The following is a 16,003-nucleotide window of genomic DNA, read 5'->3' on the forward strand; positions in this document are numbered from 1 at the left end:
TTGAAGCTTGAAACTATAGAGCTAAACATTTTATAAAAAACTCAGTTTCATATAGAATTAAAGCAATAAAAAAATCCCAGCAAACATGAAGTCTACTGGGATTATAAATTTTATCTTGAATAGCTATTGCTTAAACTTTCGACGCCTCATAAATCTCTTTAATAGAAGTATTAATCGTATCCGCAAACTCTGTATCACTTTGTTGTTTGCTTAACCCCTCGGTAAAAGCACGGGAGAAACTGGCAATCATACCTGGGTTTTGCTTAAGCTTAGCACACGCAGCACTACGGCTGTAACCGCCCGACAATGCCACAACTTTTAGCACTTTTGGGTGATCAACCAGCTCTTGATAAAAGCCTTCTTCCTCTGGCAAGGTCAGTTTCAGCATTACTTGATGACCATCGTCTAAAAAATCAAGATTGTGCAAAAGACTGGTTTTAAGTATCAGCTCACAGTCATGTTTTTTAGCGCTATCAATATTCACTTCTGGCTCGACAATAGGCATGAAGCCTTTTGAAAGAATCTGCTTGGCCACATCAAACTGCTGCTGTACGACCAGCTCGATACCATCGACATTGGGCTCATAAATCACTGAGCGCATTTTGGTGCCAAATACTGGATAGTTTTTGGCTTTATCGAGTAGCAAATCTAAATTTGGCATCGGACGCATCACTTGGACGCCATTCATTTGCTCAGCCAAACCCTTATCCACTTTTAAAAATGGTACGATATTTTTATCTTCCCATAGATAATTGGCCGTCGGTTTGCCATTGACCTCACGTTCCATAGTATCTTCGAACAAAATCGCCCCAAGCACACGCTCGCTATCAAAGGTTTCACAAGTGATGATACGGGCTCGCATCTCATGTACGAGATCGAACATGGTGTCATCATTGTCATAATCGTCGCTGCTCACGCCATAATTTTCGAGTGCTTTTGGCGTACTGCCTCCACTTTGGTCAAGCGCCGCGATGAAGCCTGAACCATTTTTTATGCGTTGTAATTGCTTTTCGTATTCCATTGGGCGTGCATCCTATTTTTATTCGTTGAGGTCAAATGTCTCAAAGCAAAGCGCTTTTTGTCAGCTTATATCAGTCTTGCTGTTTTTAAGCAACCTTATCATAGGATGCCCGGCATGCCTATATCTGATAAGTTACCGATTTTATAAATCGTAACGATGTTGATGGATTTGGGCTAAATTATTAGGGTGTTTGCTAAGCTAAAAACAGTACTACCACACAGCAAATTGCTAATACCAAGCCTACTATATTAATACGATTGAGCCGCTCTTTAAATACGCCAACGCCTATGATGGTTGCCACCGCGATGACGCCCACGTTCATACCAGTAAAGACAATGCTTGGCGACTCAGACAATACTTGGTGCGCTCGTACATAAGCATAAATATTGCCCATATTCAGCGCACCTAATAGTAATCCTGCGCTTAGAGCATTCCCTTGCCAGCGCACCCGTGTGATCAGCAAATAAATAAACAGTAATAACCCTGCCAGCCCAAAACTGACAAATAAGGTCAGTGGAAAGGCAGACCCTTGCTTGGCCACTTGCTTGAATAGAATATCGATAATGCCGTAGCCTGCCCAGACGCCAAGTAACCAAAGCGGCGTTTGGCGAGCTTGTTTAGTTATGCCGCCCGCTTGAGGACGATACACCAAAGCACCTAGTGCCAAAAAGCCTAATACCAAACCAAATATACGCGTACCTGTCAGTACCTCACCGAATAATAAAAAGGCAGCAACGATAGGAATAATCAATGATAAACGCTGAGCGGCATCGGTTGCCACCATACCAACCGCAGCAATCGCGCGCCCAAGAATGATAAACACCGCAGGCAGTAGCACGCCAAGTGCTATGATAATCCCCCACGCGCTTCCTAACAGACTAAGTCCGCTGATGTCTGGCTTCAATAAAAACCATGTCAATAAAAAAGCCACTGGATAACCAGCGACGATAGTCTGGCGAATATCGATATCTCGTTGACGTAATATTTTCAAGAGTATTGAAACGGCGACACTGCATAGTACCGCGATGGTTAAATACAGCATGAACGTCTACCTTTTAAGTCGCAGTTTTATGTGTTTATTATTTATCCAAGGCGTGTCCTCATTTTTAAAATGGAGATAAAAATGAGATGAATGACAGCCAAATAGAAAATAAGCACTAGAATGTAACAAAATATTTTTTATACAGCAATGTATTTATGAGAGTTGAGCCAATCAGTAATAAACGAGTACAGCCGTTGATTATCAATTTACAATTAGCATGCAGGCGTGATTACGAAGTTTTGTTAAAATAGCAGCATTTCCCATTCACCCAAATACACGTTTAAGATAATGTCTGCCAGCGTTTGTCTTAGCGTATTGCTATTGATGCTTTACCCTTGCCTATGAATGCTTTATTTCGATTTTTTGAAAACCGTCTACCGGCCTTTCCTGATACGCCTATGCCATTGCCCTCACCTCGCGAAGGGCTGATGAAGTTTTTGTGGGCATGTACCAAAGGCTTACGTATCTGGCTGCTATTCTTTATGATTTTGTCCGCAGGTATCGGTATCTATGAGGCGATGCTGTTTGCATGGATTGGCAACATTGTTGACTGGTTAGGGGTGTATACACCGCAAACACTATGGACTGAAAAAGGCGATACGCTCCTTTTGATGCTAGCGGTCATGCTCCTGAGCCCGTTTTGGATTGCCTTATCGTCGTTCATTCATTTTCAGTCGATTCAAGGTGTGTTCCCGATGCAGATGCGCTGGCGTTTTCATCAGCACATGCTTGGGCAGTCAATGCAGTTTTATCAAGATGAATTCTCTGGTCGTGTGTCAGCCAAGGTAATGCAAACGGCGCTGGCCGTACGCGATACGGTGATGACAGTCACTGACATGTTTATGTATGTCATTGTCTACTTTATTACGACTGGGGTTATCTTATTTAATTTAGACAGCTTATTGCTCATACCTTTTGTTATCTGGTTCGTACTGGTTGGCTTTACCTTACGTTTCTTTATTCCCAAGCTTAAACGGACCTCTATCATACAGGCTGATGCCCGCGCATTGATGGTTGGCCGTATCACTGATGCTTACGCCAATATCATGACGGTAAAGCTGTTCAGCCATTCGCGCCGTGAGCTGGGCTATGCCAAAAACGCCATGGGTCAGTTTTTAGGTACGGTTCATGCGCAGATGCGCTGGGTCAGTTATTTAGAGATATCCACCCATCTGATCAGTGTCATTTTAGTAAGTAGTACGGCTGGGATTGGTCTTTATTTATGGCAGCAAGGCGATATTGGTGTCGGTGCTATTGCCGCAGCAACGGCGATGGCATTACGACTCAATGGGTTGACGCAGTGGATTATGTGGCAAACTGCTAGCCTGTTTGAAAGCATCGGTACTGCCCAAGACGGTATGCGTACTTTGTCAGCACCGCAAACGATTGTGGATGTTTCAAATGCACCTGAGCTAAAAGTGACTGATGGTCACATTGTCTTTGACCATGTTGATTTCAGTTATGAAAGTGAAAATGGTGATAACGAAGGCGAGCGTATTGATGAAGTGAGTACTGCGGGAACGGCGATTGCCTCTTCACAAATCAAACTGCTCGATAATTTCTATCTAGATATCAAACCTGGGGAAAAGATTGGTTTGGTTGGACGCTCAGGTGCGGGTAAATCAACCTTAGTGAATTTATTATTGCGCTTCTTTGACGTTGATAAAGGTAAAATCTACATCGATGGACAAGCGATTGATGAAGTCACTCAAGAGTCTCTGCGTCAACAGATCGGTATGGTGACGCAAGATACCTCATTGCTCCATCGCACCGTTCGTGAAAACATCGCTTATGGTCGCCCTGATGCCAGCGATGCAGAAATCATCCGTGCCACTAAGCAAGCACAAGCATGGGAATTTATCAAAGATTTGTATGACGATAAAGGCAATACGGGTTTGGATACGCAAGTTGGTGAACGGGGCGTCAAACTCTCTGGCGGTCAGCGCCAGCGTATTGCCATCTCACGTGTTATGCTAAAAAATGCGCCGATTCTACTCTTGGATGAGGCGACCAGTGCGCTAGACTCTGAGATTGAGTTTGCCATTACCGAAAGCTTGAACGATATCATGACGGGCAAAACGGTGATTGCTATTGCTCATCGTCTCTCTACGATTGCCGCGCTTGACAGACTGGTAGTCATGGATAAAGGTCAAATCATTGAGCAAGGCAGTCACGAAGAGCTACTGGCATTGGATGGCGTCTATGCGGGGCTTTGGCAGCGTCAAAGCGGTGGTTTCTTAGGAGAAGAGAGCTAAAATTGGTACCACCTTAAATCTCACAATAAACTGTAGCTTGAAAACTAAACTTAAAATTGAAAAATGGTCATACAGGGAAGTACGAGTGTTATGGAACAATTTGCTAAAAGTATCACGCTAAATAAAAAACGCGCCCGTTACTACGATTTACACTCATTGGCTGAATCGACCCATGATAATGCTAAACGAGCCAAAGCGCATTTCTATGGCGGTAATGGTTTTACGGTCGGTAATTATCAGCCCTTATTAACCGAGCTGGCTGCTGGTTTTGATATCAGTGCGCTGGCGATGCGTGGCTATTGGTATGACAAGCCAAAAGCTCGGGTACTAACCCGTGAGCAAGATGCTGACCTGCTTATTAAGTTTTTAGAGCAAACGCAAGATAGTCCTGTTGTGGGCATAGGTCATTCGCAGGGCGCTACTGCGACGGCTATGGCAGCGGCCAAACGTCCTGATCTATTCTCTGCGTTGTACTTGATAGAGCCCGTCACTTTTACCAAATCACAGGCGCTGCTCTATAAGCTGATACCTCGCCGCGTGAAGCTTAAGCGTCAACCTTTCAAAAGCGCGTTAACTAAGCAAAAATTTTGGGCAAATATTGATGATTTTTATGACAGCCTACGAGAAAAAAGCGCTTATCGACGCATCTCTGATGAGCACTTATACCTCTTTGCCGAGCAAAGCTTAGTAAAGCAAAACGATGGCCGTTATGCATTTATCTTCACTCCCGAGCAAGAGATAGCGAATTATTTTGGCATCCCTTATATCGACGGTGCATTAAAGAAGCTGGCAAAAACCACGGTGCCTTACCAACTCATCATCGGTAAGCCCACTATCTTTATCAATGATAAAGTCCGCAATAATTGGCGAAAATTTGTGCCTACTGACCAGCTTAACATCATGCCTGAGAACGGACATTTATTACCTATAGAAGCACCTGAACAATGCGCCACTGTTATCTTACAGAATTTTAACCGTTAAGCTTTGAGCTTATGACTGATTTATTTACCCCTAGTCCTATGGATAACCTGTTGCCTTATGAAGGGCGACTCAATGACTTGGGTATCGTCATTGATAATAGCCATGAGCTTTATGACATATTATTGAGTGAATTGCCTTGGCAGGCTGACATTGTCACGTTGTTTGGTAAGACCCACGTCACCACGCGCCAAATCGTTTGGATGGGTGGGGATAGCAGCAGCTATCACTACTCCGGGCATGCCCGTCAAAGCATTCTATGGTCAGAAACCGTGTTTCACGTGAAACAACATGTTGAGCAACAGCTAGCAAATATTGGGATTACCGCTAATTTTAATTCTTGCCTATTGAATTATTACCCCTCAGGTAGTGACGGTATGGGCTATCATGCTGATGACGAAAAGGAATTGGGCTATCAACCTATTATCGCTGCCTTATCGCTCGGTGCCACGCGCAAATTTGTTTTTAAGCATAAAAAAACTCAAGATAAAATCGAGCTTTATCTTGAGTCTGGTCAGCTTATCGTCATGCATGGCGATACACAAACCTACTGGAAGCACACTATTACCAAGACTAAAACGGTCAACACTGGACGCATTAGTCTCACGTTTCGACAGATGCTGCCAGATTAGTCTACTTTTAAAACTATCTTGCCAAAGGTATCGCCTTTTTGTAGCTCAGTGTGCGCGGCAACGACCTCAGAGAGCGAATAGGTCTGCTGAATATGTAATTTAAGCTTGCCATTTGCCACGTTTTCTAACACTCTCGCCATATCCTGCCCACTACGCTGGGCTTTATAACCTGCCACGTTTAGGCTTTTTTGACTGCCAGCATCGACGAGATTATCAACCCAAATCGTTGGTAACACATTGACGCGTGCACCAGATTTGAGTACATCGAGTGCGCGTACCCCTGCATCCCCGCCGACCAAGTCTAGCAATACATCGGCTTGCAAATCAGGAAATGCCTCTTCTTTGGTATAGTCAATCCAGCCGGTCAGCTTGCTTTTATCTATCAAAGTATCAAGCTTGGTATACTTTTCTGCTGAGCAGATGACGGTGACGTTAATATTGTCCTCGTCGACCTTGTCCATTAATAACTGAATGACCAGCTGACCAACCCCACCAGCGGGCGCATTCATGACAACATGCTCGCCTTTTTTGATATCAGCGAACTCAACAAATTGTAGCGCCGTTTGACCGACACAAGGGAGTGCACCTGCCTGTTCTAATGTGACGCCCTCTGGCACTTTGGCTAGCAACTTACCATCGACTGCTACGTACTCTGCATAGCAACCCCCATCAAAAGTCAGAGCGGCAACTTTATCACCAACGGCAAACTGCTCGTTATTGCTTTTGACGATAGTGCCGGCTACATCAAAACCTAAAATCGCTGGCTGATCATGATCAAACTTATCTTTTTGAATATTATCAGCGCCCCAACCTTTACCTTGACGGGTTTTATAGTCAACAGGATTGATGCCGGCGTAGGCAACTTTTACCAAGACTTGCTCATCCGCCAAAGCTGGAATGGCGACACCGTCCTCATAGTTCATAACGTCAGGTTCACCAAACTCACGAATGAGTACCGCATGTTGAGTGGTTGGTATTTGAGTATTAGACATGGTTTATCATCCTTGTATGCTGCTATTGTTTTATTTTTAGTAAATTCTCTGCGTTATGGCAACACCAGTTCCGCACTGATGGGCAAGTGATCGGATAGCGCTGACCACGGTTTGCCAGTGTGTACCCACGCATCTTTGACCCTTAAATTACGCACATAGATACGATCTAAGCTGAGCACGGGTAGCTTGGCCGGAAAAGTAGGTGACAGCTTACCATGACAATGCTTGAAAGCTTCGGTCATGCCGAGACTGGACGCCAGCTTATCACAAGACAGTTTTTTCCAATCGTTAAAGTCACCCGCTAAGATCAGCGGTTGATCAGGGGTAATCTCATTGCGCACATAATTGGCAATGGCCTCATACTGCTTAAGACGATCCCGCTCAAACAAATTTAAGTGCGCGCACAATACTACGACCGGTCTCTCCCAGCCTACTGGCTGCACCTCACAATGTAAGACCCCACGCTGCTCCAATTTATTTACCGTAATATTGACGTTATGTTTTGGATCTAACGGAAAGCGGCTGAGCACGGCATTACCATGATGACCGTTTTCATATTCTGAGTTTTTACCATAACTGTTTTGCAGCTGTAGATATTCGCCAAACCATTCATGCTGTGATTGATCAGGATATTCGTTGTATTGCATATTGCGCTTAAGATTCTGCCCTTGTACCTCTTGCAAACACAGAACGTCCGAGCCTATACCCTCAAGCGCATGGGCAATACCTTGCATTTTTACTTGCCGATTCATAGGCGACATGCCTTTATGAATGTTATAGCTGGTTAGAACAAAAGAGCTTGTATTAGTCATAAATTTATCAGTTATAAACTCAGTATGGATAGCGTAAGGGTGAACAGCGCTTTATTAAAAACTTATCAAATGACACCGGTCATCAGATAAACGTAAACCTAAGTTATTATAAAAAAGAGCATTGATTCATATCGAACCAATGCTCCCATATTATACCTAAGTCGTAACGATGGCTAACTCATTAACGAATAGCAGCTATCAATTAATAGCGCGTTACCAGAGCAATTGGCTGATCTTCACCCATCAGCTCCTGCGGCATGAATACGACTTTGCCACCGTTATGAATGACGTGTTCGATGATTTCACCAACCGCATCATCAGTCACGCCTTGGGCAGTCGCATCATCAGCCATGCTTAAAGTCTGCGCCGCTTCATCGATTATAGCCGGTTGCATGTAACCGCGACGAACATATAAAGTCTCGCCAACACCTTGGAAGGCGCTGCGGTACACTTCTTGTAAATCCGTTTGCAGCATATTGGCACCGCGCGCTTTGTCAATTTCACCCATAGCGGCTTGATGTAATGACGAGCGATAATTTTCAACCGCTTCTTGTACGCTATCAACGATATGCTGCGCGCTGCCTTCTTCCAAATTGGTGGCATTTGAAACGGTAGCAATAATATTATCTGGACGATCACAAACATCTTTATAATAACCGATATTTTTGGTATCCCCAACGATGACTAAAGGCATTTTATGCTCGCCCCATAGCTCTTGTACGCTCTTATCTACTTGGTTAAAGAACTCTTTTAGATAGCTACTCTCGTTGTTCGCTGAACGATCAGAGCCACCATCACCTGTCTTATATAAACTATTGTTTTCGATAGGAAATGGAATGCTCTCCATGTTCTTTTGCGCATCATCATCTTTGTCAAACTCTTTGACAACACGATCGTTAGACGCTTCAATCAAGCGCGCCTTATCACGGGTTAATACTACCGTATAATAATGCACGGCACTCGCCATATCACGTACCAGATCACGGGTTGCAAAACGCTCACCGATAATGACCCGTTCTTTGGCATCTAGAGGTAAACGCAGTACTTGTACATCATCAGTACTAGCAAAGATAGCTAAGGTATCTAGGTTGTAGTTATGATTCAGATCATTAGTCTTTGCATGAATCTTATCTAAGATAGTCGTCGCTGTAGCTTTATCGTATTCATTTGTCAGACGCTCTTCGACCACTTTTAGTTGGTTTTTAAGGGCGATAGGGTCAGTCTCATTAGCAGGATGAGCGCGGTGGGTTTTTACAAAGACGCTGACAGCTGGGTTGGCTTTGGTCTCACGTAAACTCTTAAGCGTTGCTTTCATAGATAGTGCTCCTAATTTTATTATCTTTGGATTTTAGGGAAGTCATCATCAATTAAAATAACACATGCAAGATGTCTCATCCCCTTCAATCATGTATTTATTTGTGATTTATTATCTTTATAGATAGCCAGTGTTTTGGTTAGTCATTATTGTTGATAAACACTTTTATTGAGATACAATTATTAAAAATATTGTTTACGATGGTTTCTTAGATGTAGCTTTTTAAGCATCTTTAACCATTCTCTTGTACCTTTAATACCATCATAACAAGTTTACCTTACTAACTGTAGGGGTATTTTGCAAGTAAATGATGACTCTTTGTAAGTGACGCGATAATAGTGTCTTTCTTTTGCTGAGGCGACTCCCTACATACTTATTAACAAACACAGTAAGATAAACGAGAAAGCGACTCCACCAGTCTCTGGGTTGTATTTCTATCATGCCATACCCATCTTTTAGATAACCTCGTTTAAAGTATTAAAGCTATAACTAGAACAAAAGCCGTTTAACTCACTCTATAAATAAAGCAAACGCTTAAAAAATCAACTATTACACAATTTTAGATAATAGATATTTTATAACTGTACACTTATTACCATTGGATACCCATATGACTGCACTTGATTCAAATTTACACCTTGTTGACTTTACCGCTACAGAGCCAAACGATTTGAAGGTAAAAGTCAATCAAGCCATCGACCAGGCCAACGCCTTTTTAGATGAGCTAACAGTATCTGAAGATACAAAAACATCAGATATGGGCACTCAGCAAGCGTTAGACGATGTGATTGCCTTTGACCATATAAACTTGGCGTTGGATCGTAGTTGGGGAATTTTGTCGCATCTTAATAGCGTGATGAGTAGCGATGAGATTCGTCATGTCCATCATGAATTGTTGCCCAAGCTGTCTGCTTATGGCACGCGTGTTGGTCAGCATCAGCCGCTATTTAGTCGCTATCAGACGATCGTCAATGATCAGGCTTTCTTTGCTGCTCTAGAACCTGCGCGGGCGCGAGCGATTGAGCTTGCGCTGCGTAGCTTTGAGCTATCAGGCGTTGCGCTACCCAAAGCTGAACAAGAAACCTTTGCTGCTATTCAAAGTGAATTGTCGACTTTATCAGCGACGTTCTCAGACCATATCTTGGATGCTACTCAGGCGTATGCCTTACCGCTTGAACAAGGCCAATTAGCAGGGTTAACTGAGAGTGGTTTGGCGCTATTAGCGGACGCAGGTGAACAGTATAAAGCGCGTGAGCTTGCCAGCGGTACGCTTACCCAAGGACAAATTGATGCGTTGCCGACGCCTTATTATGTGGCAAGCTTAAATATTCCTGTTTATCTTGCCGTCATGACCCATGCCGATGACCGCAATCTGCGTGAAACGCTTTACCGCGCTTATGTGACCCGCGCTTCTGAGTTTGATAAGCATACCAATGCCAAAGGTGAGTCGCTTAATAATGCCGACATCATGAGTCAAATCCTACAATTACGCGCACAAAAAGCCAAGTTATTAGGCTTTAATAATTATGCTGAAGTGTCACTGTCGACCAAAATGGCAGATAGCGTTGTAGAGGTTGAAACCTTTTTACGCGATTTAGCCGCGCAAGCAACCCCAGCCGCTAAGCAGGATTTAGCACAATTACAAAAATATGCACGAGATTATGGTATTGATGATTTGCAGCCATGGGACAGTGCCTATATCGCTGAAAAAGTAAAACAAAGCGAATTTAGTTTATCGCAAGAAGAGATACGTCCATACTTCCCATTACCAAAAGTCATTAACGGCTTATTTGCCATCGTTGAGCGTTTATACGGTATCAAAGTCCAAGAGCAAAATAGTGATAAGATAGACAGTGAAAGCACATCCGTACCGCGCTGGCACGACGATGTAAGCTTCTACCAACTGTTCGATGCTGACGATAACTTGCTTGGTGGCTTTTATTTTGACTTATTTGCCCGCAGTGGTAAGCGCGGCGGTGCTTGGATGAGTGGTTTTCAGTCGCGTTATACGTATGACGAGCAAGACCATCAACAGCTACCGGTTTGCTTTATGGTCGGTAACTTCACGCCTGCCCTCGATGGCAAACCCAGCTTATTGACTCACGATGAGGTGCTGACCTTGTTCCATGAGTTTGGTCATGGGCTACATCATCTCTTAACCCAAGTAACAGTGGGCGATGTCGCTGGCGTCAATGGTGTCGAGTGGGATGCGGTCGAGCTGCCGAGCCAATTTATGGAAAACTGGGCGTGGGATGCCGAAGGGATTGCGCTGATTAGTAGCCATGTCGAGACTGGTGAGCCGCTGCCTAAAGATAAGCTCGCAGCATTATTGGCAGCGAAGAACTTCCAAAGCGGCATGCAAACCTTGCGTCAAATCGAGTTCGCGCTTTTTGATTTATTAATTCATGCACAGACGCCAGCGCTTGATTATAACGGTATCTTAGCAACATTAGATACCGTGCGTAGCGACATTGCTATCATGCAAACGCCTGACTATAACCGCTTTGCCAATGGTTTTAGCCATATCTTTGCGGGAGGCTATGCGGCAGGTTATTACTCTTATAAATGGGCGGAGCTGCTCTCTGCAGACGCTTTTAGTAAGTTTGAAGAAGAGGGTATTTTTAACCCTGTCACTGGTAAAGCTTTCCGCGAGAGTATCTTGTCGGTTGGTGGTAGTTTTCCCGCCAAGACTAACTTTGAAAACTTCCGTGGTCGCAGTGCCAGCATCGATGCCTTATTGCGTCACAGTGGCTTTAGCGATGTTAAAAATATCGATGCCGCCAATGCTCAAAGCAATCGCGAGGTGATTTAAATGCGTTATCAATCGTCACGTCCAAAGCGGCGTTTTTTAGCGGGTGTTCGCTGTCCGAAATGTCAGGCGCTGGATGCGGTGGTACAAGTCAATATCGTCACGCCTGCACCAGACGAGTATATCGAATGTACCCAGTGTGGTCATACAGAGCATCGCCCCGACCCTGATGCCATCAGTGCCAAAAACCATGCGGAAGACCAGCTCGCTCGTGATGCGATGTCTACAGGTACCAGTGGTACGGTAAAGTTTAAAACTTAAGCAAACAAATAATAGTCATATCTAAAAGCTTTTAAGTGCTTTATCATTTAACAGTATTTTAAGCCTATCTAGCAATAGATAGGCTTTTTATTTTGAGTTTGCTATAGTATGACTACTTATATCTTTGACATAAATTGACCGTAGTATGAAAAATAAAAAACAGCATCCTTTATTAAGCAAACGTGCAAAAGCGAAAGCCGCTAAATCACGTCGTAAAATCTGGATGGCGATTATATTAGTATTGCTATTTATTATTATCGGCTATTTAGTTTGGGCACAATCTGTGCCTGAAACAAGTAAAACTGATAGCAGCTCACCGTCAATCCCTGAGCAAACAGGACTTGAGCCGTCCGCTACTATGCCAGTAGAAAACGTCCTCAGTGAGGCCAATAGTGATGACGCTATACAGAATGAAAATGCTGTCATTGATCAAAATTCTGACGATGCTGATACGCGCACTGACTCGACCATTCAAGTGCCGAAGCCCGCTGCTATCTTAAACGCCCCTTTACCAAAAACCGATAGCTTGGCCAAAGAAGAGATTGATCGCTTAGAAGATGAGCGCAAACGCTTTGCTGCCCAAGAAAAACTGGCGGCTGAGCAACTGGCAATGAATAAAAAGCTGACTGAGATGAAAGAAGAGCAAATTGCGCTGATTGAACAACAAATCGCCCAATTAGAAGCAGAAAACGCCGGACAGACTAAAGTAGAATGAATACATAATTTTTTTAAAGGGGCTGACTATGGCGAATTTACAATTGACGCACGCCCCTATTTTAAATAGCAGTGCCCAGCTGCTTATCTTACCGGTTAATACTGCTGGTACACTACTCGACCCTATTCTTACTCGAGCTAAAACGTTATTCCCTGATAACTATCAACGTTATTATCGCGCGTGTCGTGACGGTAGTTTAAGTGCTGGTAGCTGTTTATTGCATAAGCGTACACGTGAGCAGGCTGGCCTTGGCATCAGCAGTAATGGCAATCAACCCAGTTATATTGCCAACCTTGTTATCTCAGATCATCCTTATCATCCCACACGCACACGCTGGCTTACTGACGCTCTAATCGACTTACATCACCAGCTTATCCCCCTTGTTCGCTATCATGGTATCCGCAGAGCTGCCCTACTCGCTCGCCCACTTATCGATAATCGGCTACGTAGTAATATAAGTAATTCATCTAACGAACCTTCATCTGAGAACTTTTCAGCTGGTAGCTTGTCCCTCAATGAACCCAACGTCGCAAACTCACTGCCATTAGACTGGTATCTCGATATCTTGCCTTTACTGAGGCAGCAACTACAAGATCTACCTAAGCTACGTATTGACGTGCATGTGCCTAAGAGCATTGATATCGTAAGCTAATTGGCGATTTGTAGAGTGTGTTTATAGGACGCCATAGTACTCAAAAGATATGCAACAGATAGTGGCGTCAGTGCTATGCTAAATTGGCATCGGCTGTTTGCAAATGCACGATTATTTATCATCAGGATAAGGATACCCTATGAAAACGCTTAGAACCCCCGATTCATACTTTGCCAACCTACTCGATTACGATTTTGCGCCGAACTATCTCATGGTTGATGATGGTGAAGGCGCTGAAATGCGCGTACATTACCTCGATGAAGGTCCAAAAGACGCTGAGCCTATACTGTTGCTACATGGCGAGCCTTCGTGGTGTTATCTTTATCGCAAAATGATACCGATATTGACCGCCGCAGGATATCGCGTTATTGCTCCAGACCTACCTGGTTTTGGACGCTCGGACAAGCCAGCGGCACGTACTGACTATACTTACCAGCGCCATGTCGACTGGATGCAATCGCTGCTTGATCAATTAGACTTAACAAACATCACGCTTTTTTGTCAAGATTGGGGCGGCCTAATCGGTCTACGCTTAGTCGCCGATAATCCCGAAAAATTTTCTCGAGTAGCAGCTGGCAATACTATGCTGCCCACTGGGGATCATAATCCTGGAGAGAGCTTTCGCCAGTGGCAGCAATTCTCACAGGACACCCCACAGTTTCATGTCGGAGGCATCATTAAGAGCGGCACCACTACCGAGCTATCGCAGGCGGTTATCGATGCGTACAACGCCCCTTTCCCTGATGAGTCATACAAAGAAGGCGCTAGACAGTTTCCGCTTCTTGTCCCCACCACGCCAGATGATCCTGCCTCAGAGAATAATCGGGCGGCTTGGGGTAAGCTCAGCCAATGGACGAAGCCATTTATTACGCTGTTTAGTGATTCTGATCCTGTCACGGCTGGTGGCGATCGAATCATGCAAAAGCTGATACCGGGAACGAAAGGTCAAAACCATACCACAGTTAATAACGCTGGTCATTTTTTGCAAGAAGATCAAGGGGGAAAAGTAGCAGAGCTGCTGGTTGAGTTTATTGCTGATAATCCTCTCAGCAATTATTAATAAAATTTGGTATTTTCTTCGTTATCGCCTACAACATTAGTGTGACTATTTAAGCGTTTATAACATGACATGTGTTTTCCTGTAGACATTAAACAGTAGATTTATATCCGTATATTGATTAAAAAATAGTCTTGGCTTAGTATTTATGAGTGTCTACTACAAATACTTTTTACTCAAAATACAAATAGGGATAATAAATCATGTCAAACAATGATGCAAAAAATAGTAATGCTGGAAATAAGAAAAACTCTACAGGCAACAAAGCCGTTACTGGCGTAGAAGTGGTCAAAGATGATACCGTGGTATTTGAGGACGGCGACTTTGAAGAGTACAACACTGAGCATGACTACGAAGAAGGTACAGAGGACAGTGCTGCTAAAAAGGGCAAGTCAGAGAAATCAAGTAAGAATAAAGATTCTGAAAAAGAGCAGAAATCTGACAAAAAAGACAAGGCTAGCAGCGCTGATAAAGAGTCTAAGTCAAATGAAGACGATGAAACGGTTAAAGACGGCAAGTCCAGCAAAAAAGATAAAGCTAGTAAAGAAGACGGCGCTGACCAAGAGGATAAATCTGGCATTACTATGGCAGGTATTTACCAATGGGCCTCAAAACTCAAAGATGACTTTACCTCTGACGCTAGTGGGATGACTCACGATGTCTCTGAAAAAGCAACGGCTATGATGCTTGGTAAACTGTTGCATGCGGTAGATCTTGAATTAGCGGCCTTTGATAAGAGCTTAGACGTCGCCAAAAATTTAGTCGCGACTGCTGAAGAGAGACGCAAAAAAATCGCTGCAAAAAAAGAGAAATACCAAGGTATGATTGACAAGTTGGATCAGGAATGATTACTCTGGCTAATTAGCCAGTTAGGGCGTGTCCTCATTTCAAAAATGGTCATAAAAATGAAATAAATTGCCTTTAAACGAGGAAAATAGCGCAAATAATATCGAGATATTAATCAGCTATTTGACGATATTTGGCAAAATTTAGCTATTTTTAGGCCATTTAGATACAAGCGCTTGAATTGAAGATACGCCCTAGTCTAGAATTTTATTAATCCAATGTTGAACGTCTACTATAAGCGTTTAGCGTTGGATTTTTTATTGTCCGTTGCTTAGGTATGATTTTATTAAAAGGCAATGTCATTAAATGTAGCGAGTAAAGAGTAGTATCGATATATCACGCACTGCTGATAGACATTTTTCTTGCTCGCTGTGGCTGCGCAGACAGAGACTACAAAAAACTGATATCAGCAATACCGTCGCGTTTTTAAGATATTTTGACTATAGATTGGATAGAGATAGCAATATTCAACCTGACACAAATGGAAATGATTATTTAATAATTAGGTGTAATGGACATTATTCATGCTGGCGTAGGGTCTAACGCTATATACTGTCTATATTTGCAAGGAATCAAAGCCATGAATCAAAAAACTGCCCTTTTTGTCGTGATAAAC

At 43.4% G+C, this 16,003-nt stretch carries 14 protein-coding genes; 9 read left to right on the plus strand and 5 right to left on the minus strand.

Features of this window, described 5'->3' with window-relative positions; translation table 11 throughout:
- Positions 1-130: 130 nt before the first annotated feature.
- The gene (locus HQR03_RS11475; RefSeq protein WP_173240251.1) at positions 131-1,021 is read right to left on the minus strand and encodes a fructose bisphosphate aldolase; all 891 of its coding nucleotides are present in this window, start codon (positions 1,019-1,021) and stop codon (positions 131-133) included.
- A 193-nt stretch (positions 1,022-1,214) separates the two neighbouring features.
- Positions 1,215-2,063 carry a DMT family transporter gene (locus HQR03_RS11480; RefSeq protein WP_173240252.1) on the minus strand — a complete coding sequence of 283 codons (849 nt, stop codon included), beginning with the start codon at positions 2,061-2,063 and terminating at the stop codon, positions 1,215-1,217.
- Between the two features lie 341 nt (positions 2,064-2,404).
- On the opposite strand from HQR03_RS11480, the gene HQR03_RS11485 reads away from it, so the two are divergent.
- From HQR03_RS11485 to HQR03_RS11495, 3 genes are all read left to right on the plus strand, one after another.
- A complete protein-coding gene (locus HQR03_RS11485; protein ID WP_173240253.1) occupies positions 2,405-4,318 on the plus strand; it encodes an ABC transporter ATP-binding protein in 1,914 nt (637 codons plus the stop codon).
- Positions 4,319-4,408: 90 nt separating this feature from the next.
- The gene (locus HQR03_RS11490; RefSeq protein WP_173240254.1) at positions 4,409-5,299 is read left to right on the plus strand and encodes an alpha/beta fold hydrolase; all 891 of its coding nucleotides are present in this window, start codon (positions 4,409-4,411) and stop codon (positions 5,297-5,299) included.
- An 11-nt stretch (positions 5,300-5,310) separates the two neighbouring features.
- Positions 5,311-5,928, plus strand: a complete 618-nt coding sequence (locus HQR03_RS11495) for an alpha-ketoglutarate-dependent dioxygenase AlkB family protein (RefSeq protein WP_173240255.1) — start codon at positions 5,311-5,313, stop codon at positions 5,926-5,928.
- Here HQR03_RS11495 and HQR03_RS11500 read toward each other — a convergent pair.
- From HQR03_RS11500 to HQR03_RS11510, 3 genes are all read right to left on the minus strand, one after another.
- A complete protein-coding gene (locus HQR03_RS11500) occupies positions 5,925-6,920 on the minus strand; it encodes an NADP-dependent oxidoreductase (protein ID WP_173240256.1) in 996 nt (331 codons plus the stop codon). The two genes, HQR03_RS11495 and HQR03_RS11500, sit on opposite strands and share 4 nt — an antisense overlap.
- 53 nt (positions 6,921-6,973) lie before the next feature.
- Complete coding sequence (locus HQR03_RS11505; RefSeq protein ID WP_101211177.1) at positions 6,974-7,732, minus strand: endonuclease/exonuclease/phosphatase family protein; 759 nt, start codon at positions 7,730-7,732, stop codon at positions 6,974-6,976.
- Between the two features lie 202 nt (positions 7,733-7,934).
- Positions 7,935-9,047 (minus strand): AOC03_06830 family ribosome hibernation factor, encoded by a 1,113-nt coding sequence (locus HQR03_RS11510; protein ID WP_173240257.1) that lies wholly within the window; start codon positions 9,045-9,047, stop codon positions 7,935-7,937.
- Positions 9,048-9,657: 610 nt separating this feature from the next.
- Between HQR03_RS11510 and HQR03_RS11515 the strand changes: the two genes are divergently transcribed.
- From HQR03_RS11515 to HQR03_RS11540, 6 genes are all read left to right on the plus strand, one after another.
- Complete coding sequence (locus HQR03_RS11515) at positions 9,658-11,859, plus strand: M3 family metallopeptidase (protein WP_173240258.1); 2,202 nt, start codon at positions 9,658-9,660, stop codon at positions 11,857-11,859.
- Complete coding sequence (locus HQR03_RS11520; RefSeq protein ID WP_025652575.1) at positions 11,860-12,117, plus strand: YheV family putative zinc ribbon protein; 258 nt, start codon at positions 11,860-11,862, stop codon at positions 12,115-12,117.
- Positions 12,118-12,262: 145 nt separating this feature from the next.
- Positions 12,263-12,832, plus strand: coding sequence for a hypothetical protein (locus HQR03_RS11525; protein WP_173240259.1), 570 nt, complete (start codon positions 12,263-12,265; stop codon positions 12,830-12,832).
- A gap of 28 nt (positions 12,833-12,860) precedes the next feature.
- The gene (locus tag HQR03_RS11530) at positions 12,861-13,484 is read left to right on the plus strand and encodes a hypothetical protein (protein ID WP_173240260.1); all 624 of its coding nucleotides are present in this window, start codon (positions 12,861-12,863) and stop codon (positions 13,482-13,484) included.
- A gap of 139 nt (positions 13,485-13,623) precedes the next feature.
- Entirely contained in the window at positions 13,624-14,544 is a 921-nt protein-coding gene (locus HQR03_RS11535; RefSeq protein WP_173240261.1) for a haloalkane dehalogenase, read from the plus strand.
- Positions 14,545-14,744: 200 nt separating this feature from the next.
- Positions 14,745-15,389, plus strand: a complete 645-nt coding sequence (locus HQR03_RS11540; RefSeq protein WP_173240262.1) for a hypothetical protein — start codon at positions 14,745-14,747, stop codon at positions 15,387-15,389.
- Positions 15,390-16,003 lie beyond the last annotated feature (614 nt).

Origin of the sequence: Psychrobacter okhotskensis, assembly GCF_013248965.1 — a bacterium.
GTDB classification, from domain to species: domain Bacteria; phylum Pseudomonadota; class Gammaproteobacteria; order Pseudomonadales; family Moraxellaceae; genus Psychrobacter; species Psychrobacter okhotskensis.